Origin of the sequence: Vibrio variabilis (assembly GCF_003263785.1) — a bacterium.
Taxonomy (GTDB): Bacteria; Pseudomonadota; Gammaproteobacteria; order Enterobacterales; family Vibrionaceae; genus Vibrio; species Vibrio variabilis.
In genome coordinates this window covers 1-21,167 of the sequence record NZ_JYJK01000147.1, presented here as the reverse complement: position 1 = coordinate 21,167, position 21,167 = coordinate 1, and the positions used below count along the sequence as shown (strand labels likewise).

The 21,167-nt window shown below is 47.9% G+C and carries 11 protein-coding genes and 4 pseudogenes; 11 read left to right on the top strand and 4 right to left on the bottom strand.

Going from position 1 to position 21,167, the window contains the following annotated elements:
• From TZ48_RS23880 to TZ48_RS23855, 6 genes and pseudogenes are all read left to right on the top strand, one after another.
• A partial coding sequence (locus TZ48_RS23880) for a VCBS domain-containing protein (protein ID WP_239671057.1) occupies window positions 1-555 on the top strand: 555 nt, incomplete at its 5' end.
• A complete protein-coding gene (locus TZ48_RS23875; RefSeq protein ID WP_338062297.1) occupies window positions 534-3,509 on the top strand; it encodes a VCBS domain-containing protein in 2,976 nt (991 codons plus the stop codon). The genes TZ48_RS23880 and TZ48_RS23875, both read left to right, overlap by 22 nt.
• A gap of 50 nt (window positions 3,510-3,559) precedes the next feature.
• Entirely contained in the window at window positions 3,560-6,610 is a 3,051-nt protein-coding gene (locus TZ48_RS23870) for a VCBS domain-containing protein (protein WP_275426479.1), read from the top strand.
• Window positions 6,568-6,732, top strand: a pseudogene (locus tag TZ48_RS24525) (hypothetical protein); the annotation flags it as partial. The gene TZ48_RS23870 and the pseudogene TZ48_RS24525, both read left to right, overlap by 43 nt.
• Window positions 6,702-9,179: a VCBS domain-containing protein gene (locus TZ48_RS23860; RefSeq protein ID WP_420822981.1), complete on the top strand. Its 2,478-nt coding sequence runs from the start codon at window positions 6,702-6,704 to the stop codon at window positions 9,177-9,179. The pseudogene TZ48_RS24525 and the gene TZ48_RS23860, both read left to right, overlap by 31 nt.
• A complete protein-coding gene (locus TZ48_RS23855) occupies window positions 9,109-11,448 on the top strand; it encodes a VCBS domain-containing protein (RefSeq protein WP_162674714.1) in 2,340 nt (779 codons plus the stop codon). Before TZ48_RS23860 ends, TZ48_RS23855 begins: the two co-directional genes overlap by 71 nt.
• A 79-nt stretch (window positions 11,449-11,527) precedes the next feature.
• On the opposite strand, the gene sstT is transcribed toward TZ48_RS23855, so the two are convergent.
• From sstT to TZ48_RS23835, 4 genes are all read right to left on the bottom strand, one after another.
• On the bottom strand, window positions 11,528-12,745 hold the full coding sequence (gene sstT / locus TZ48_RS23850) for a serine/threonine transporter SstT (protein WP_112481199.1): 1,218 nt from the start codon (window positions 12,743-12,745) through the stop codon (window positions 11,528-11,530).
• 271 nt (window positions 12,746-13,016) lie between these two features.
• Window positions 13,017-13,415 (bottom strand): MaoC family dehydratase, encoded by a 399-nt coding sequence (locus tag TZ48_RS23845; RefSeq protein WP_112481197.1) that lies wholly within the window; start codon window positions 13,413-13,415, stop codon window positions 13,017-13,019.
• Window positions 13,405-14,988, bottom strand: coding sequence for a class I poly(R)-hydroxyalkanoic acid synthase (phaC, locus tag TZ48_RS23840; protein WP_239671056.1), 1,584 nt, complete (start codon window positions 14,986-14,988; stop codon window positions 13,405-13,407). Before phaC ends, TZ48_RS23845 begins: the two co-directional genes overlap by 11 nt.
• Window positions 14,989-15,319: 331 nt before the next feature.
• Complete coding sequence (locus tag TZ48_RS23835; RefSeq protein WP_042500368.1) at window positions 15,320-15,664, bottom strand: phasin family protein; 345 nt, start codon at window positions 15,662-15,664, stop codon at window positions 15,320-15,322.
• A 697-nt stretch (window positions 15,665-16,361) separates the two neighbouring features.
• On the opposite strand from TZ48_RS23835, the gene TZ48_RS23830 reads away from it, so the two are divergent.
• From TZ48_RS23830 to TZ48_RS23810, 5 genes and pseudogenes are all read left to right on the top strand, one after another.
• A complete protein-coding gene (locus TZ48_RS23830) occupies window positions 16,362-17,024 on the top strand; it encodes a TetR/AcrR family transcriptional regulator (RefSeq protein WP_112481193.1) in 663 nt (220 codons plus the stop codon).
• A 5-nt stretch (window positions 17,025-17,029) separates the two neighbouring features.
• Window positions 17,030-19,316: pseudogene (locus TZ48_RS23825) on the top strand (acyl-CoA dehydrogenase).
• A 79-nt stretch (window positions 19,317-19,395) separates the two neighbouring features.
• Window positions 19,396-19,863, top strand: a complete 468-nt coding sequence (locus TZ48_RS23820) for a PaaI family thioesterase (RefSeq protein WP_112481191.1) — start codon at window positions 19,396-19,398, stop codon at window positions 19,861-19,863.
• Between the two features lie 153 nt (window positions 19,864-20,016).
• Window positions 20,017-20,699: pseudogene (locus TZ48_RS23815) on the top strand (spondin domain-containing protein).
• Window positions 20,700-20,707: 8 nt separating this feature from the next.
• A pseudogene (locus TZ48_RS23810) lies at window positions 20,708-21,167 on the top strand (spondin domain-containing protein); the annotation flags it as partial.

Sequence of the window (21,167 nt, the reverse complement as noted above, 5' to 3'; positions counted from 1 at the left end):
GCCGTCACCATCAACGGCACCGAAGATGAAACCATCATCACAGGTCCAACGACAGACACAGTGAAAGAAGACTCCGATATCGATGCGGGTTTTCTGATTGCAGGCGATAATCTGTCGCTCACCATTGCTGATAATGATGCTGGCGAGAACAAGTTCAGCACCACAGTTATCAAAGAATCCAACGACAACGGCCAGCAGCCTCTTGGTGAGCTGACGATTACCGAGGATGGCGATTGGTCTTATCAAGTCTCTAACGCCTTGCAAGAAATTCAATCCCTTGGCGATGGTGATACTCGCGTTGAGCGCTTCACTGTTACCTCTGTTGATGGCTCCAAAACGGAAACCATCGAAGTAACGATCCAGGGCACCAACGATGTGCCCGTGATCGCTGGTGATGCTGTTGGTTTAGTCATTGAGGACATCAATGTCCAGTCTGGTGACCTTCTTAAAGATAACGGTCAGCTCACTATTTCTGACGTGGATACAGGCGAGGCCAAGTTCCAGACCACAGTTACGCCAGTGACTGTAGGGGCATCACGCCTATTGGCACGCTAATCATTACCGCGACCGGTGCTTGGAGTTATGAAGTCGACAATACCGCCACCGAAGTGCAGCAGCTTGGTGCGGGTGATACTAGAACAGAAACATTCCAAGTTCTCAGTGAAGATGGCACTCCTCATAACGTCGTGGTTACCATCAATGGCACCAATGACGCCCCTCAGATCGGCGGCTTATCATATATAGAACTTACCGAAGACCAAGCAACGCAGATTGATACCAATGGCGACTTGAACTTCACATCGCAAGCAACAATTAGCGATGTGGATTTGGGGGAAGGTGCATTTGTTCCAAGTACGTTGACTGCCGCAGCTGGAAACTTTACCGACGGTGCGTTAACTATAGACGCAGCGGGTAATTGGACGTACAAAATTCCAAACAGCAGTGCGAATGTGCAAGGGCTCGCTGCGGGTGAGCGTGCAACTCAAACCTTCACCGTTGAAACCGACAATAACACCACACATACCATTACCGTCGATATCGTCGGCGTGAACGATGGTTCTGTGCTGATCAGTGATCCATCTGAATCACTAGGTAGTGTGACCGAGGATGATGCGCTAGTGACGCTTTCAGACAGTGGTGTATTGCAATTGTCTGATGTGGATGGCGCGAATGAAGAGGTGTTCAATACCAACCCGAATACCTTCACCTCTACCAGTACTGTTGAAGGCGCCGCTGCCGATCAAGCCCTAGGCACCTTAACCATCACCGCTAGCGGAGCTTGGAGCTACGAAATACCCAATGCCAACGTCGAGTATTTAGGACAAGGTGAAACCGCAGTCGAAACCTTTACGGTACTGTCTGAAGATGGCACGCCGCACACGATAACCGTTACCATCAATGGTACCAACGACGCGCCTGTGATAGCGGCCACCAGTGAAACGGTGGGCACCGTGGTGGAATCTGGACACCAGGATACTGGTGGTGTGGTATCTGGCACACCAAGCATTGAAGGCCAAATTGATGCGAGTGATATCGACCTTGCAGATAACGATGTACTGGATTACACCGTGGCGAATGCCACCAACCCTTATGGCACCGCTTCGGTTGACCAAAATGGTGTGTGGAAATTTGAGCTAAACAATGATGCAGATGCTACCCAAGCGCTAGAGGAAAATGAGACGGCGACTGTAACGTTTGATGTCGTGGTGACCGATGATCAGAACGCCACAGCGACTCAGCAGGTCACGATTACCATTCAGGGCACCAACGACAAGCCGTACCTAACTCCTGGAGGCGTCTTCGCCGATTCAGTCAAAGAATCTGGGTTGAATGAAGCAGGCGATCAGCGAGCTGACGGACAAATTAACGCTGATGATTATGATCTCGCGGATAATGCACAGTTGAGCTACGCGTTTGATTCTAATGACAGCACAGCAACCAGTGTTGAAAACCAATACGGCACCTTTACCATCAACAGTGATGGTTCATGGTCGTTTGAATTGGATAACACAAAGCCTGCCACCCAAGCGCTAAGAGCCGGCGATTCGACAACGGTAGATATTGATGCCTTCATAATCGATGACCGAGATGCTTACATTAGCCAAACCCTAACGGTCACCATTAATGGCACCAATGATCAACCAACGATATCTGGCACCAACACCGGGGATGTGGTTGAAGACCGAAATGTTACTCAAGAGAATGGTGTGCGTTACATCACTAGTGAAGGGTCACTTCGTGTCGATGATGTCGATACCGGAGAGAGTATCTTCAACACCACTGTTGAGCCAGTAGGTTCGCCTCTCGGCACGTTAACGATTGATGCACTTGGTGACTGGGATTATCAAGTAAACACTAAGTTAAGTGCGATCCAAAGCCTTGGTGTTGATGAAACCATGGAAGAGTCGTTCCGTGTTTACTCTGTTGATGGCACGTCCTTTGAGACCATCACGATCACAATTACGGGTACCAATGATCGGCCTGGTATTCGTGGCAGGAGTGAGCGTTCAATCACTGAGAATGTGGAAGGGGATGATAGCGTAGTTAAAGCAACTGGCGATCTTAACCCGAAAGATGCGGATGTAACCGATGTGCATACCTGGTCAGTGGTTGGTAGCTCAGACGGGCAGTATGGTTCGTTCTCAATCAATGCCTCAACCGGTACTTGGGAGTACATTCTTGATAACGACAAAGCCGACTCGTTACAAAAAGATGAGCTCGTCACCGAAACCTTTACGGTTCTTGTCGACGATGGCAACGGTGGCACACGCACCAAAGACGTTAAGATCAATATAACAGGTACCAATGATGCATTGGAATTGACGGGCGATGATAGCGCGACAGTCGTTGAAGATCTGAACATTACCGAAGATGGCGTTATCGACGTTAGCGATCTCGATACTAAAGACACGTTTGAATTCAAAGTGTTGAATCCAGTCGGTGTACTCGGTGATTTAACTATCGACCAAAATGGTAAATGGACTTACACGCTCGCTCCAGATCGTGCTGAGCATTTAGAGAACAACGTGACCTATCCGGCGGATTCCCAATATGGTGAGCAGATATTCCAAGTCAGTGTCACAGATGGCACGGCAACCAAGGTCTTCGAAGTGAGCATCGATGTTATTGGTACCAATGATGCTCCGGACATTGATGGTGTGCGTACTGGTGTGCTGTATGAAGTGAATGGGTATGGTCAAACCGTGGGCGCTGATTTAGGTGCGAACGATCCAGACCTCAATGAAACCGAAGCATGGCAAATTAACGACACCAATGCGGGCGTGGGTACTTACGGCACCTTGACCCTTAATCCAACCACCGGTGAATGGGAATATACGCTGGGCGTGAGTGATAGCCAAAAAGCCTCTGTCGATGCCCTTGCCCACGATAGTGTTGTCACTGAAACTTTCTCTGTCAGCGTGACGGATAAATACAACGCGGTGAGCACCAAAACCATCACCATTACTGTTAACGGCGACAACGACCGCCCAGTCATTGGGGGACGTTAAGCGGTGAAGTAACAGAAGATGCTCATCCTGATGATAACCCTGCCAACCCAATCACCACATCGGGTACGCTGACGGACGGCGATGTCGATATTGGCGACGACCACACTTGGTCAATCAACTCGACGAAGGGGCAGTACGGTAATATCTCCATCGATCCACAAACTGGCGAGTGGGTTTACACCCTCAACAATAACAATCCTACCGTTCAGGGGCTGAAGGGTATTGATAGTGAAACGCTCACTGACACCTTTACTGTAACAGTGAAAGATGATTCGGGTCAGAGCGACAACACCGCGACCCAAACCATAACTGTGACGATTAAAGGCACCAATGACGCACCAGATGTCAAAGGTGATACTTCTGGCAGTGTGATTGAAGCGACGAACGCGCGCTCAAGTGCTACAGGTGCGCTGACGGTCAGTGACATCGATACTACGGACTCTCATATCTGGACGGTTGAGAACGAAGATCAGGCGACAGGCCAAGCAAGCGGTACATACGGCTATATGTCGGTTGACGACAATGGTCGATGGACGTACCAGTTGCAAAGTGACTGGGATGCCACCCGAGAAATCCCTCCGGGTGAAAGCCGTGTCGACAGTTTCGACATCATTGTTACTGATGAAGGTGGCCTGACTGACACCATTACTGTTAACGTCACCATTGCCGGTACCAATACCGATCCAGAAATCTCGGTGCAGCCAAGCTATACCGTCATCGAGGACGGAGCCAATCTAACTGGCACCATCATCGCAGGCGTACCGACGCAAGACCAGCTTGATAATAACGTGATTGGTGGCGGAGACCCTGATCTCAATGAAGTAGTGACTTGGAGCGTGCTAGACGGCGGTCAATACGGCACGTTCAGTATCGATGAATCGACAGGCACCTGGCAGTATGTACTCAACAATAACGCTCAGGCCGTGGATTCACTGGATAAAGGTGACACGCTGGATGACAGCGTCCGCATTCGCGTGCTGGATAAATTTGGTCATGAGTCGATTAAAGACATCACCATCAATATCGTGGGTGAAAATGATGCGCCAAATATTCGTGGTGCTCAGACACGTACGATACAAGAGGATGACATTGAAGCGGGCAACTACGTAGCGTCGGGTCAGCTTAATCCAGGCGATGTTGATGCTGACGATACTCATCTATGGGAAATCACTGATAACAATAACGGCCGCGGCGAATACGGTACGCTGACAATTGCTTCCGATGGACGCTGGACGTTCACTTACGATCAGCCAACCAAGCTGGCAGAAATCAAAGCTCTAAAACCGGGTGAAATCGTCACCGACACTTTTGAAGTCACGGTGACGGATATTCATGGTGCGACTTCCACAGAGTTGGTCACCATACGCATTGAGGGGCAAAACGACGCGCCGACAGTGACAGGTGACGTGACGGGACGCTTCATAGAAGATAACGATACGCCGGATGACCCATCTGATGACAACATGGTGGTGTCGGGTCAAGCGATTCTCAACGATGTTGATAATGATGACTTTGCGGAGTTTGTTATCGATGCGGGTCAAACGCACAACGTCTACAACGGTCTGCGCGGTGATTTGTCGATAGACAAAGACGGCAACTGGGAGTTCACGCCAAACAATGACATCTTACAAGCGTTAGCTGAGGGTGAAACTCAAACCGAAGTGTTTACCGTGCTGGCTCAAGACCAAAATGGAGCGACCATTACGCAAGACATCACTATCACTCTCGAAGGTCGTAATGACAATCCAGATGTGTCCGGTGATAACGAAGGTACTGTGGTTGAAGATGGTACGGCTGATATATTTGGGGTCGACTTAACCCGTGCAGAAGGTCAATTGGCCGCTTCAGATGTTGATAACAACAGTAGCGTTAAAGCGTGGTCGATTGAGGGCACAGGCTTGGGTCAATACGGAACATTGACCGTCGATAACAATGGTAAGTGGACTTATGTTATTGATAATTCATTGAGTGCGACGCAGGCGTTGGCTGCAGGTCAAACGGAAACCGAAACTTTCTACGTAGTGGCGACTGACAATGAAGGCGGAGTCTCTGAGCGCTACCCTGTCGTTATCAATGTGATCGGACAAAACGATCCAAGTGGCGGTGGTGGTGGCGGTTCATTGGTTGATGTATCGCAGCTGGATGTCATGGAAGAAGACAAGCTTACCGATACCGACAACGATGATGATGCTTCTACTCCTTTGGTGGGCGATTTAACCACGTCTCCAATCACCGGTGGCATCTACGGTAATTTGGTGGCCAGCAATGGCAGCTGGACTTATCAATTAGATAACGACTCACCGCTGACTCAAGGCCTTGAAGATGGGCAAACCGCAACAGAAACTTGGCGCGTGACTGATGAGAACGGCAATTACGTTAACGTCACAGTAACTATTGAAGGGAAAGCGGACAAGCCAGAAATTACCGTCGATTCAGACGGTGGTGACTTTGAAAATGGCACCATAGATCTTGGTGAGGCCAAAGAGGATGTGACGACCTCGATCAGCGGTAGTCTTAGCGTTTACGATCCAGACTTTGGAGAAACACATGAATGGTCTGTGATTAATGGTCAGGGCTCGTATGGTGATCTTTCTATAGACCCAGCCACAGGCGAGTGGACCTATGTTCTAGACCCAGGTGTAGAGCTGCCTGCTGAAGAGGAAGTGTTTGATAGCTTCTTTGTAAGAGTTACTGATACCGACCCGGGTGAGTCATTGACGACAAAAACCGACATTCGTGAAGTGAAAGTGAAGATTGTCGGTTCAGCAGAAGATGCCAATAACCCGAATCCAGGCGATGAAAAAATCATCATCGAAACGGTGACAGCTGATGAAGATAATGACGACTCATCGGAAACAGGGACAGGCGCTGCCGATATTGTCATTACTTCTGCGGATGCAGGCGGCCCATTGGAGCTTGATCCTGCGTTAGGGCTTGGCGATCAAATCACTTGGACTTTGATTGACGGCAGTGGGACTTACGGTAGCATTAATGTCAACCTGATGGTTCATGGGTCTTTACACTCGACAACGATAGCAATGCCGTCCAGTCGCTACAAGAAGGCGAAACGCGACAAGATGTGTTTGAAGTGTATGCTGTAGACCAATACGGAAAAACTGTTGTTGATGACAATGGCCTACCACAAACATTAGAAATTGTCGTCAACGTCAATGGTCAAAATGACGCACCAAGCTGCAAGCGAATGTCGAAGAAACCATTGTAGCGGACGATCCGGATCAAACCATTTCTGGTCAGCTATCGGTGTCGGACGTCGATACCCAAGATCAGGGTCTCCATACTTGGATCGCGACGCCAACGAGTGTAGAAAGTGACTACGGCACGCTTCAGTTCAATAGCGACGGCTCATGGTCTTACGTGGTCAATCCAAACAATGCGGATATCATTGCGCTTGGTGCTAATGAGTCAATCCCACAAACCTGGCAGGTCACAGTCACAGATCCATCTGGCCTAACCGATACTCAAACGCTCACTATCAACATTCGTGGGGATAACCAAGCGCCGACTATGGTGACTCAAGATGGTGAAGTGACCGAAGATGATAGCAACGGCTCGGGCAGCGTTTCTGTCACTAAAGCAATTGTCCTCGATGATGTTGATACTAACGATACGGTGACGCTGAACGCTGCCGATCTCAACGGCACTTATGGTCACTTTGTTGTTGACCCTGCAACCAATACTTGGACTTACGAGTTGTATAACAACGAGCCACATGTTCAAGCTTTGGGCGAAGGCGTTAGCGTGGTTGAATCATTCACGGTGCGCGCAACGGACAGCTTTGGCGCAGAGGTGACTCAAACCGTAGAAGTTACTGTCACTGGCACCAACGATAGCCCTAGTGTTACCGGCGCTGCAACGGGTACCGTGAGCGATGCGTTAGGCAGCACCGCAAGCGGTAAGGTCACAATCGATGATGCAGACATTGGTGATAACCACAGCTTCTCAGTGAAGCAAGATACCAACTTGGGAACCTTCACCATTGATGAGTCTGGCAAATGGCAGTTTGTCGTCGATGAGACCAACGCAGAAATCAACGCCCTGGCGAAAGGTGAAACTAAGACCATTCAAGTTAGCGTGATTGCGACAGATGATTCGGGAGTAAGTGCAACCCAAGAGTCAAACGAGCATGTGATCACTATCAGTATCGTTGGTACCAATGATGCACCGAAAATTGTGGATATCGGTCAGCAGATGGCCACAGAAAACACCAATACTCAGCTATCGGGCACGTTTGATGATGGCGATGTAGATACGGTGAGTATCGCCGATGATCATCTTTGGGAAGTCGTCTCTGGTGATCCGCGCGGTGATTTGAGTGTCGACCCTACAACGGGAGCCTGGACGTTTGATCTTACCGGCGATTTTGAGTACTTGTCTGAAGGTGAAACGCTACCTGCACCACTCACGTATCAGGTCAAGGTGACCGATGAGCATGGTGCTAGTGATACGATTACGGTTGCGTTCCAAGTCACAGGTACAAATGACGCACCAACGGTTGTTGCGGGTGATACTGTAGCGACCGGCACCGTATTTGAAGACCCGACAGGTGTTGAGTCAGGTACGGCGACGGGTGAGGTGAAAATTGCTGATGTTGATCAAAGTGATACGCATAGCTATAGCCTGAGCGGTACCGGTATGGTGACCGAAATCGTCGGCACTTACGGCACGTTAAAACTCATCGATGGCGATACCGACGATACGGTGAAGTGGGAGTACGTGATTGATCAGTCTAAGGTTGATTCGCTTAACGATGGCCCTGTCAGCGAAAGCTTTGATTTATATATTGAGAGCTTAGTTGGTGGCGTTGCCCAAGGTGATGCGATTACCCAATCGATTGATGTTACTGTGCAAGGTCGTAATGATGCCGCCATTGTTACCCCAGATTCTCAGACTCTGGATGAAACTAATGCGGCACTGACATTGTCGGGCAACTTAGATGCAACGGATGTCGATAACCCTGACGATACCTTTACAGTGCAAACAGATGTTCAAGGCACTTATGGCAAGTTCAGCGTGCAAGCAGATGGCCAGTGGACATTCGTGGCAGACGAAGCGTACGACTCGCTTAACGTTGGACAAAGTGTTTCGGAAACATTCCAAGTGACCACCATCGATGGTACGCCAACGTCAGTGACGGTGAAAATCGAAGGTACCAATGATGCTGCGCAGGTCAGTGTAGGTTCTGTGATAACGGACGAAACAGATGCTGCTCTTACTATCAGTGATACCTTAACCGCGACCGATGTCGATAACCCAGACAATAGCTTTACACCTTCAAGCAGTGTGGGTACATACGGCACCTTCTCCATCGACACCAATGGGGTATGGACGTTTGTTGCGAATAGCACCTTCGATAACTTGAATGTGGGTGAGAATGTTAAAGAGACCTTTGATGTCACCTCGGTTGATGGTACGCCGTCCACGGTAACGGTACAGATCAACGGTACCAATGATGCCGCGACAATAAGCGCTGCAAGCCAAGAGCTAACAGAGACTGACAGCGTTCTAACGGCTGGTGGTACGCTAACCTCTGTTGACCCAGATAACCCTGATAACAGCTTTATCGCCCAAAGCAGCACCGTTGGCACGTTTAGGTACCTTTACGCTGAGCGCATCCGGCGTGTGGACATTCGAAGCCAACAGCACCTTTGACAACCTTGCAGATGGCGAGCGCGTTGAAGAGGTGTTTAACGTGTTCTCGATTGACGGCACCCAATCGCAAGTGACCATCGGTATTACGGGTAGCAACGACGCTGCAACGGTTGATTCTGCGGATATTAGTTTGCAAGAGAGCGACAGTGCATTGACGACAGGCGGTACATTGACCGCAATGGACGTCGATAATCCAAATAATACGTTCATCGCACAGAACAACGTGGCTGGCACCAATGGTACTTTCTCGATTGATGCCAACGGTGTGTGGAGCTATACCGCCAATCAAGCCTTTGATGGCCTCAATAGTGGCGAATCTGTCTCCGATACCTTTATCGTTAAGTCGGCAGATGGGACTGAGTCAAGTGTCAAAGTGACCATTAATGGTACCAATGATGCCGCAACAATCAGTGCTGTCGACCGAGTGATCGCTGAAACCGATTTAGCAATCAGTACCGGAGGTACATTAACATCGACCGACCCAGATAACTTGGATAACAAGTTCTTGGCACAAACCAATGTAGCTGGCTCTCATGGCGTATTTAGCATCGATGAAGATGGTGTATGGAGCTATGATGCCGACGAGGCATTCGATAGTCTCAATGTGGGTGACTCACTGGTTGATTCGTTTGATGTACAGTCGATTGATGGCACGGTATCGACGGTGAAAGTGACTATTCAAGGGACTAACGATGCCGCTGTCGTTAGCTCTGCTGATCTCACTTTGGTTGAATCGGACTCAGTATTGTCGACAGGCGGCGTACTCACTGCGACCGACGTAGACAATACCAACAATCAATTTATCGACCAGACAGACACTTTAGGCACGTACGGCCGCTTCTCAATCGATGTGAATGGCAATTGGACGTTCACCGCCAACGATGCGCTTAACTCGCTAGCTGATGGGGTGGTTGCGGTAGATACCTTCAACGTGAAATCGATTGATGGCACGGCTTCGACGGTCACAGTGAGAATTCAGGGGACGAACGATGCCCCTGTGATTGGTGGCACAGTGTCTGCTGGCGTTCAAGAAGGTGTGACCGACACAGCGACAGGAACCGTTACCGCGTTGGATGCGGACAGCACCGTTACCCGTTCTCTACGTGGCGGGACTTTAGTAGGCGATGTTTATACCGCAACAGGGACATACGGTACCTTAACCTTTAACATTGCCACCGGTATCTGGGCTTATGTGTTGATTGCTGGAAACAGCAATGCGCTCGCTGCGGGTGATACTGACACCGATACCTTTATTATTGATGTCAGTGATGGTCTGACTTCGCTTGAGCAACCCGTCACCATTACGGTGACAGGTAACCAAGGGCTCCGAGGCGACAGCGCGCTGGATGACATCTTAGTTGCCACATCAGATGACGAATGGATGTTTGGTAATACCATCCCGACTGGTGGCGGTATCAGTAGCGATAATGACTCGCAAGATACCTTCCGTTGGGAAACCGCGAACCTAGCCGGTACTGACACTATTAAAGACTTTGATGTACGAGACTTTACAACCAGTGATCCAAACATTAAACACGATGTCGTCGACTTAACGGCTGTCGCGTTTAAAGATGATCAGTTGCTCACCGATCAGCTCAGCGTGTCGGAGCAAAGTGGCAATACTGTGTTTGAGATTTCCGATAATGGAGTTGTGGTGCAATCCATCGTTCTTGAAGGTGTCGCATTGCATACCTTGCTTGGTGTATCGCCAAGTGAGGTGAGTGACTACACGCCAACGGAAGTTTTGGTTGCGCTGTATCAGTCGGAACAGTTAACCCTACCCGATCAGATCAAGATAGGTACGGACTCTGCGTCTACGGAAACCATAGTGGGTACCGACGACAGTGATATCCTATTTGGCGGTGGCGGCAATGACATCCTCACCGGTGGGGATGGACATGACTTGTTCTTGTTTACCGAAGACGCGGCGGGTACAACCGCAGATCCAGCCGAGCAGACTGTTACCGACTTTAGTGTTGGCAGCGATATCTTGGATATTTCTGATCTATTGCCAGAGCACGATAACATTGGCGACTTACTTGGGAATATCAGCATTTCGGTTACGGATGACCCTGCAGATGCCACGGACAACGCGACAACGGTCATTAGCGTCACCAACAATGGTGAACAAACAGACATTACCCTAGAAGGCGTTGGCTGGAATGAGCTTGGGATCTCGGACGCTAGCGTGATCAATGATCCGGGTAATCACCAAACCGAGCTACTCAATCAACTTGATACCATGAATGTGATTAAGATTGATCCGTAGTCGCTGATGACGAGGACTAAAATAGAAAAAGGGCTGTGTCGATGACACAGCCCTTTGAATTTGCAGATGCTAGCGAATATTAGCTCAGCTTGTTCTGCTCAGCTTTACAAACTGCGGCAGTAAATACTACGTCAGTTGAGCTGTTCAGCGCTGTCTCGGCAGAGTCTTGTATCACGCCAATGATAAAGCCGACCGCAACAACTTGCATGGCGACATCGTTTGAGATGCCAAACAGGCCACATGCTAGAGGGATAAGGAGTAGCGAACCGCCTGCAACGCCTGACGCACCACACGCAGATACAGCAGCAACAATACTTAGCAGCAGTGCGGTAAAGATATCGATCTCGATGCCCATGGTATGCACAGCAGCCAATGTCAGAACTGTAATGGTGATTGCGGCACCCGCCATATTGATGGTTGCACCGAGTGGGATAGACACAGAATACGTATCCTCATCCAGATCCAGCTTTTCACAAAGCGTCATGTTCACTGGGATGTTAGCCGCACTTGAACGCGTGAAGAATGCCGTCACACCGCTTTCACGTAGGCATTGAAATACAAGCGGGTATGGGTTTTCTTTGGTCTTCACGAAGACAATGATTGGGTTTACAACCAGCGCAATGATTGCCATAGCAAGCAGCAGGACAAACAGCAGTTGTGCGTAGCCCGCAAGCGCAGAAAAACCGGTTGTTGCGAAGGTGTTCGCCACTAGACCAAAGATACCAAATGGGGCTAGACGAATGATGAAACGTACGATTTGTGACACGCCGTGACTCAAATCTTCAAAGACCGCCTTGGTGGTGTCAGAAGCATGGTGCAGGGCTAAACCCAGACCAATTGCCCACGCCAAAATACCGATGTAGTTAGCGTTCATCAGCGCGCTAACTGGGTTGTCGACAAGTTTGAACAGCAGTGTGTGTAGAACTTCAGCAATACCTTGCGGTGGCGTTGCTCCTTCCGCGCCGGCAACCAAGGTAAGCTCGGTTGGGAAAAGGAAGCTAAGCAAAACTGCAGTAAGCGCCGCCGAGAATGTACCTATGAGGTACAGCACGACGATTGGACGCATATGCGTGGTTTGGTTTTTCTTTTGGTTGGCAATAGAAGCTGCGACAAGAATGAAAACTAAAATTGGGGCGACAGCTTTAAGTGCTCCGACAAACAAGCTACCAAGCATTCCGAAGCTTTGAGCAGTGGTTGGAGACGCGACAGCGAGGATAACACCAAAAACGATACCCGCGAGGATCTGCAGAACCAGATTACCATTCGCATAACGGGCAAGGATGCTAGAACTTTGCATTTTTATATCCCTGTATAGATTTTGCACTGACTCGTCACGGCCTAAGACAGCGCCATTCCGGTCGTGCAGTTATTATGTAATAAAGTGTGTTTGCGTTCGGTATCTTAGCAAGACAGGATGATGTGTCTACAAATAATTCAATTGTTGAATGAATTAATTGCTCTTGTTGAATTTAGTGGTTGTAAATGTTGATTAGTTTGGTGTCTTTGACACGAAAAAAGGCAGCGCTAGCTGCCTTTTGGGGATCCAAAACGATACTTTTGACCAGGAATTAGCTTTGAAGCATGACCGTCGCTTCACCCTTGATGGCGACTTTTCCTTGCTCATTAAGCACTTGAGTTAGAAGTTTCGCTATGGGTTTATCTTCGCGTACTTCGGTCACTTCCACTCGAGCTGTTACCGTCTCTCCTACACGGATCGGGCAGGTAAACTGCAGTGTTTGCCCAAGGTAAATTGCCCCCGGTCCTGGAATTTTTGATGCTAGCAGTCCAGACACTAAACTCGCACCTAGCATGCCGTGAACAATCGGCACTTCAAACGGCGTCATTGCGGCAAACGATTCATCTAAATGCACTGGGTTGTAATCTTCCGCCAATGTGGCAAACTGCTCTACGGCCGCTTTATCGAGTGTTTTGCTCAGGCTCGCATGTTGTCCTACTTCAAGCGACATGACGGCTCTCCTCTTGTGTTTTTAGTACGTCTTCAATGCGTTGTTTTACATAATTGCCTGGTGCGTCAAGCTCACCTTCAAGCACTCGGGCGTCGATTTTCTGAGAAAAATTGCGCGCATCCAGCCATTGTTGCCAATGCCCCCACCAGGAGCCAGTGTGCTTGTCTGCTTTCTCAAGCCACGTGTCGGCGTCGGTATCGACATTGTCGTTCGTCCAATAGCCATATTTGTTGGAATCTGCATGATTCATCGGACCGGCAATATGTCCGCTTTCCGCAAGTACAAAGGTGTTTTGACCACTTAGTAGATCTGTGCCTTTAAAGGTGCCTTTCCATAGCGCGATATGATCTTCGATCGCAGACAGGAAGAAGGTTGGGGATTTCACTTTGGTAAGGTCAATGCCGACCCCATCGATTTCAATGCCATTTGGCTGACTGAGTTTGTTCTCTAGGTAGAATTGGCGCAGCATTTGGTTGTGACAACTTGCTGGCACATTGGTGTTGTCGCTGTTCCAATGCAGTAGATCAAACGCGACAGGTTTTTCACCTTTAAGGTAGTTGGTGATGTAGTAATTCCAGTAAAGGCTGTTTTCGCGAAGCAAACTGAACGACACCGCCATTTGGCGCCCGTCCATATAGCCTTGATGGTTGTTCTGGGTTTCAATGGCTGAAATCATCGGATCATTGATAAAGATGCCAAGCTCACCAGGCTGCTGGAAATCGAGAATCGTGGTTAACAGCGTGGCTGATTTAATGCGTTGCTTGCGACGCTTTCCTGCAAGATAGGCCATCGCGGCTGTCAGTAGCGTACCGCCAATACAATAGCCTAGTCCGTTCACTTCACGCTCACCAGTCTGAGCTTCAATCGCATCCAGCGCTGGGATGATGCCATCCGTCACGTAGTGGCCAAAGTCAGTATCACGGTACGATGCATCCGGGTTAACCCAAGAGATCATAAATACGGTGTGGCCTTGATCGACCAGCCATTTCACAAATGACTTACGCTGATTCAAATCCATGATGTAGTACTTGTTCACAAAAGGTGGCACCAACATCATCGGACGCTTGTACACTTCTTCTGTTGTCGCTTGATACTGAATAAGCTCAAACAGATGATTTTTGAATACCACTTTGCCTTCTGTCGCTGCCACATTTTCGCCAACCACAAACGCTTCGCTATCAGTCATACGGATATTGAGCATGTCTACGCTTTTGCTCATATCTTTCTGCAATTGGTCGAGGCCTTTGATGAGGTTCTCACCGTTGGACTCTAGCGTCAGCTTCATGATTTCTGGATTGGTCGTGATGAAGTTACTTGGAGACATCGCATTGAGAAACTGGCGCGCAAAAAACTCAAGGCGCTCTTTTGCTTCCGGTTCGATATCTTGGGTATTCCCAATGGTATCGAGTACCGATTTACAGACCAGTTTATAACTCTCTTTGATGTAGCTATACATCGGATTTTCAGACCAGCTTTCATCTCTAAAACGAGGATCTGTCTCTTTAGCGGTAGATTCGCTGGTCGACAAAATACAGTCATTAAACAGGTTTATCTGTTGGTTCCACCATGTCATTTGCTGCTCTAGGATACTGGTAGGGTTGCTAGCAACAGATTGTGCAAGCTGACTCCAGTCTTCGACTTGAGATTTGAAGATGGTGGATTGAGTAGGCTTTTGAAATGCATCAAACCAACCTTGGGTGGCTTGAAAGTAACTATCGATGACATCTTGGAATGGGGCTTATTTTCCATCTTCTCATCCTTAATTGCATAGAAAATAGAGGGCGACACCATGTTTAACAACGTATGTTTAGAAACGTATGTTTAGAAACTCATGCTCGGAAACTGATGTTTACACACGAAAAGTGATTAACGAGGTACGCCCATCTCAAAAAGCGGAGCCAAGATTACTTGTTTGGCGTAATCGAGCTTGCCGAAATTTCATCAACCGCAGCTTTAAACTCGTTACCAATCTGGCTTAGCTTTTGACCGTCTTCCAGTAGGCGCTGGCTTACTTTAGTAATGATCTCGAGTTGTTTGCTGCCGTGGTTCATCAGATCTTGTGGTTGTTTAACCGCCACAAGGCTCTGCAGGTTTTCGTTAGTTAACTCGCTGTATGCAGTCAAAGTTTCAATCTGCATTTTTGATAGTGTTTCTACGTTCTTCGCTACCAATTGGCTGAAGTTAGCAAATGGGTTAAGAACAGATTGTAGTTGAGCATTTACTGCTTCTAGAGCGGCTTGATTTTGCATGGTTAGCTTCCTTTTAAACGTCTTTTGGATGAACAACGTGTCTCTAATATCGAGTTACCTGTTCGCTTTTTGATTTAAGTCATGGAATTCAAACGCGTGTTTGAATATGGATATGATGAAGAATGCTTAACCCTTTGTCACTAGCCACAAAAGACATAATTTATGGGCAAACAGCTCTAAAAATAATGTTCAGCGTTTAATTGTCCTTTGAGTTTGATTGCATAAGTGCCCAATTTAATTGCTGTTAATGACTTGTTGTTATTTGCTATGCGTTTGAATCTTGATTTCACTATACGGTTATTAATTGCCAAAATTGAAATATAGATCACAAAAATACCGCTACTCATCTGAAGTGAAAGGTAATTAATCTATTCGGTTGTCTTTATTTTTGAGGGTTAATCTATTTGATTCTTTAATTGGTTGTGGGTCTGGGTGTGTATTTTTAGCGTGAATGCATTGTATGAAATTCATTTACCATCATAGAGTTGTGTTTGTAACTTGTTGTATTTTAAGTGTTTGCTTACCCCTCTCTTACGGTTTTAGTCTAACCTGAAAATATTTTCTCATTAGTTTCATGAGCTTAGATGTATATGCATCCCGTAATGGATGTTAATTTTAAAAAGTTGATGTTAATCACTTGTTGAATTAAATTTTGCTGGATATATTAAACGAGCGTTTGATACGGGCGTTTTAAATTATGAAAGTGAAATCTGGAACAAAAGAAAAGATATTTAATATTGCTCAAACTCTATTTATAGAGCGTGGCTACAACAATACATCGCTACGAGATATCACTAAAAAGGCCGATGTGAACCTCGCCGCCGTCAATTATCACTTTGGAGATAAAAACTCTTTAGTGCAGGCGATTCTAGACGATTACCTGGTTCACTTAATGCCACAAGTGCATGGGCAATTAGAGCAATTGAACCTTAGAGCAAACTATAGGGTTGAGGATGTGTTGAATACAATAAAGCTGCCGCTATTGGGTTTAAATAAGTTACACCCAAATGGCATGGCCAGCTTTTTATTGCTCATTGCTAGCGGTTATAGCGATGTTCAAGGACATTTGCGATGGTTCATTGTTAATCATTACGGGAAAACGCTAGCGCTATTCAAACAATCCATGCTCAAAGCCAACCCAAGTATTGATGAAGAGTCTTTGTTTTGGCGATTGCATTTTGCCCTTGGGGCGTTCGTTTTTGCCACCGTATCGTCTAAGGCATTAAACGAGATCGCCGCGAGTCAATTCGATCAAGACAGTGACTTACTAAATATTATCGAGCAAGCCATACCCTACATTTCGGCTGGCTTAGAAAACGACAACAAGCAAGATAATTGCGAAACTCAACAAAAGGATTAATGGATATGAGTGTCATTACAAAGAAGTTGATCAGCCAGCCAGCATTTAATTTGTTCAAGAAAGTGCTGCCACCTCTGTCAGCCACTGAGCGTGAGGCCATGGAAGCGGGTGGAGTATGGTGGGATGGCGAATTGTTTTCTGGTAATCCAGATTTTAATATTCTTCACAATTATCCCAAGCCGACGCTGACTGCGGAGGAGCAGCACTTTATAGAAAATCAGCTCGAAACGCTGTTGTCGATGCTCGACGATCACAAAATCGTCAAAGAAGAGCGCGATTTACCACCAGAAGTCTGGGAGTATTTAAAGAAAGAGCGCTTCTTCTCCCTTATCATCTCCAAGGAATACGGCGGGCGCGCTTTCTCTGCGCTGGCCAACTCAACGATAGTGTCCAAAATCGCGACTCGTAGCATGAGCGCGGCGATTACGGTCATGGTGCCTAACTCTTTAGGTCCTGGCGAACTGCTCTCACACTATGGTACTCAAGCACAAAAAGACTATTGGTTGCCTCGACTCGCTGATGGTACAGACACACCATGTTTTGCCCTAACGGGGCCTGAAGCAGGTTCTGATGCGGGTGGTATACCGGATACCGGCGTTGTTTGTTATGGCGAACACCAAGGTGAGGAAGTGTTAGGTATCCGACTTAATTGGAACAAACGTTATATCACCTTAGCGCCCATAGCGACCGTAATGGGACTGGCGTTTAAGATGCTAGATCCTGACGGTTTACTTGGCGATAGCAAGAACGTCGGCATTACGTGTGCATTGATTCCAACCGATCACCCTGGTGTGGTGATAGGTGAAAGACATGACCCCCTTCATTTGGCCTTCATGAATGGCACGATCCAAGGTCAGGATGTGTTCATACCGATGGACTGGCTCATTGGCGGCGCTAACTATGCGGGTAAGGGCTGGCGTATGTTGGTGGAATGTCTATCAGCAGGGCGCGGTATATCACTGCCGGCACTAGGCACCGCTATTGGCCATTTGACGGCGAGAACAACCGGTGCGTACTCCTATGTTCGTAAGCAGTTTGGTATGTCGATTGGTAAATTTGAAGGGGTGGCTGAAGCGTTAGGTCGTATTGGCGGTTTGAACTACTTGCTGGAAGCGAGCCGCACCCTAACAACGACGTCGCTTGATATGGGGCAAAAACCGGGTATTGTCACCGCCATTGCCAAATATCACATGACAGAAATCTCACGCACCATCTTGAATGACTCGATGGATATCCACGCAGGGCGTGCTATCCAATGTGGGCCAATGAACTACTTGTCTTCGGCCTATTTGGGTGTGCCGGTTGCTATCACGGTGGAAGGTGCGAACATTCTAACACGTAACCTTATGATTTTTGGTCAGGGTGCCACGCGTTGCCATCCATACGTGTTCCAAGAAATGGAAGCGGCGGCCAACCCAGACCATCAAGCGGGTCTTGAGGCGTTTGATAACTTGTTGTTTAAACATATAGGTCATGCGACGAAAAATTCTATTGGCGGCTTGTTTGCTGCATTGACAGGCTCTGCGCTAACCTCGTCACCGGTAAGTGGTGAAACCGCTCGTCACTATAAACATTTGAAGCGCTTGAGCAAGGCTCTTGCGGTGAGTGCTGACTTTGCCATGTTAACGCTGGGTGGTGAGCTGAAACGCAAAGAGCTGATTTCTGCGCGACTCGGTGATGGTCTTGCAAACCTCTATTTGGCATCCGCGGTATTGAAGAAATACCAAGATGAGGGCAGCCGAGCAGAGGAGCGTGACTTTGTTGATTATGCGGTCGATTACTGCTTCCACCACGCGGCGAAGTCATTGAACGAAGCTTACCGTAACTTCCCAAGCGGATTTGCAGGTAAGACACTAAAAACACTGCTATTCCCAATTGGTAACCATTTCAAGTTACCAAGCGATGATGTCACCATGCGCATCGCAAACAAATTGATGGTACCCGGTGAGATGCGCGATCGCTTGACGCATCTGTGTTATGTCGGAGCGGCTGAGGATGACAACGTCGGCTGATGGATCGCGCCTTTGTTGCCATGTATGGTGTTCGAGATTTAGAGAAGAAGCTTCTTGCAGGCGTCAAAGCAGGCAAGGTTGCTCGCAAAGGTCTATTGGCTGACCGTTTGGCACAAGCATTGAAAGAAAATGTCTTGAGCAAGAAGAAGTCGATAAAATTTTAGAGGCAGATGCGCTTCGCTACCGAGCGATTCAGGTAGACCACTTTAGCCATGATATGAAAACCACGCTGACCAATGGTGCTCCTCAAAAACCAAAGGCGCTCGCCAACGCAAGCTAGCGTTAAAAGCCTGTCTACTTCGGTAGACAGGCTTTTTTGTATAACGATAACAATCGACTAAGTCTCAACGAGGAACTTCATGGAAAATCTCCAGCACTATCAAGCGCTAGAAAGCATGTACTTAGCAGCGCCAATTAACGAATTCTACTTACCTCGAATTAAAGTTCAGGAAGCTCAGGCAGATATTGAAATTGAGCTACACAAAAAGTACTTTCACACGGCAGGTGCGGTGCACGGCTCGGTCTATTTTAAAATGCTCGATGATGCCGCCTTTTTTGCCGCTGCAAGCCTAGAGAAAGAGTACTTTGTCCTCACGACCTCTTTTACTACCTATATCACTCGGCCTGTTTCCAAGGGGCGTATGAAAGCGGTAGGCAAAGTGGTCAATATCAACAGCAGCCAGTTTATTGTTGAGTCGGTTGTCTATGATGGTGAAGATCGCGAGATCGGGCGAGGCAATGGGTTGTTTGTTCGCAGTAAAATGTTGCTACTAGATGTACCGGGCTATCAGCTTAAGGGATTGAATTTACTAAGGGAAGAATTTTAAGAACCAATTGAGAGAAATTTGTGAGAAATCGGTGAGGCTGCTGCAAACCTTAACCTGCATGCTTTAACACATGGAAACGCGCAACAACCTTAACTTGTGCATTGTGCGTTTAATACATGGTGTCCTTAGGGACAGTTAAAGGATGGAATCATAATGAAAAAACGTACTCAACTTGGACTTGCTATAACGTCTGCATCACTACTTCTCGGAGCCGGCTCCGTCAATGCTGCTGAGCTTGAAATCACCATCACTAATGCCACTAAGGCATCTACTTTACGCCGCTCATCGTCGCTGCGCACAATGCAGATTTGGTGATGTTTCGCACCGGACAAGCGGCCTCTGCCGAGTTAGAGGCAATGGCTGAAGGCGGGGATATCTCTGGCTTGGCTAGCGTGATCGGTAACGCGGGCGGTGTGGTGGTAGAAAATCCAGCGACTGGCATTTTAAATCCAGGTGTCGCAACGACCTTTTCAATGGATAGCGGAAGCTTTGGTTACCTTTCTCTAAGTGCGATGTTACTGCCAACCAATGACGGCTTTGTTGGCCTAGATAGCTGGAAAATACCAACTGAACCAGGTACTTATAAAGCGACGCTGCGCGGCTATGATGCGGGCACCGAAGCCAACGATGAGCTTGCTGCAAGCATGCCTAATCCACCTTTCCTTACCTTTGGTACTGGCGGTAGCGGTGTTGAAACCACAGTAACCAACACCACCGTTCATGTTCATCCAGGTAATTTGGGCGATAGTGATCCCGCTGGTGGCATTAGTGACCTAGACAATACTAGTCACCGCTGGTTAAACCCGGTTGCAACGATCACTGTTGTCGTGAAATAGGAGGTCACATGAAGACACGAATTTTACTTTTGGCCAGCGCTGTTGCGGTCATTGCAGGGTGCGGTCACAGCGATGATGACAGCCCAGCGGCTCAAAACTATCGCTATACGGTGAGCGTTCAAAACTTATCGGCGAATCAGCCATTGAGCCACTTGCGATACTTGCACACAATAGCGGCTTTAGCATGTTTGAAGTAGGGCAAAGCGCATCTGTCGAGCTAGAACATTTGGCTGAAGGTGGCAGCAATGCTGAGCTGCTTGCGTTGAGTGGCAGTGACGATAATGTTTACACCAGCACATCAGGGAAAGGGCTCATCATGCCTGGTGCGAGTGACTCCATCACCTTGACCTTGTCACCCGAGCAAGCCAAGTATCTGTCGGTTGCGTCTATGTTTGTGAACACGAATGATGCGTTTGTCGGTGAAACTGGATTGTCCATTGGTAGCCTCGCATCTGGCGAAACCTTTGT

Coding starts and splice junctions, on each gene's coding strand:
- sstT (WP_112481199.1), bottom strand. CDS start 12,745: ATGCAAAGTTCTAGCATCCTTGCCCGTTATGCGAATGGTAATCTGGTT.
- TZ48_RS23845 (WP_112481197.1), bottom strand. CDS start 13,415: ATGTCGCTTGAAGTAGGACAACATGCGAGCCTGAGCAAAACACTCGAT.
- phaC (WP_239671056.1), bottom strand. CDS start 14,988: ATGACATGGTGGAACCAACAGATAAACCTGTTTAATGACTGTATTTTG.
- TZ48_RS23835 (WP_042500368.1), bottom strand. CDS start 15,664: ATGCAAAATCAAGCCGCTCTAGAAGCAGTAAATGCTCAACTACAATCT.
- TZ48_RS23830 (WP_112481193.1), top strand. CDS start 16,362: ATGAAAGTGAAATCTGGAACAAAAGAAAAGATATTTAATATTGCTCAA.
- TZ48_RS23820 (WP_112481191.1), top strand. CDS start 19,396: ATGGAAAATCTCCAGCACTATCAAGCGCTAGAAAGCATGTACTTAGCA.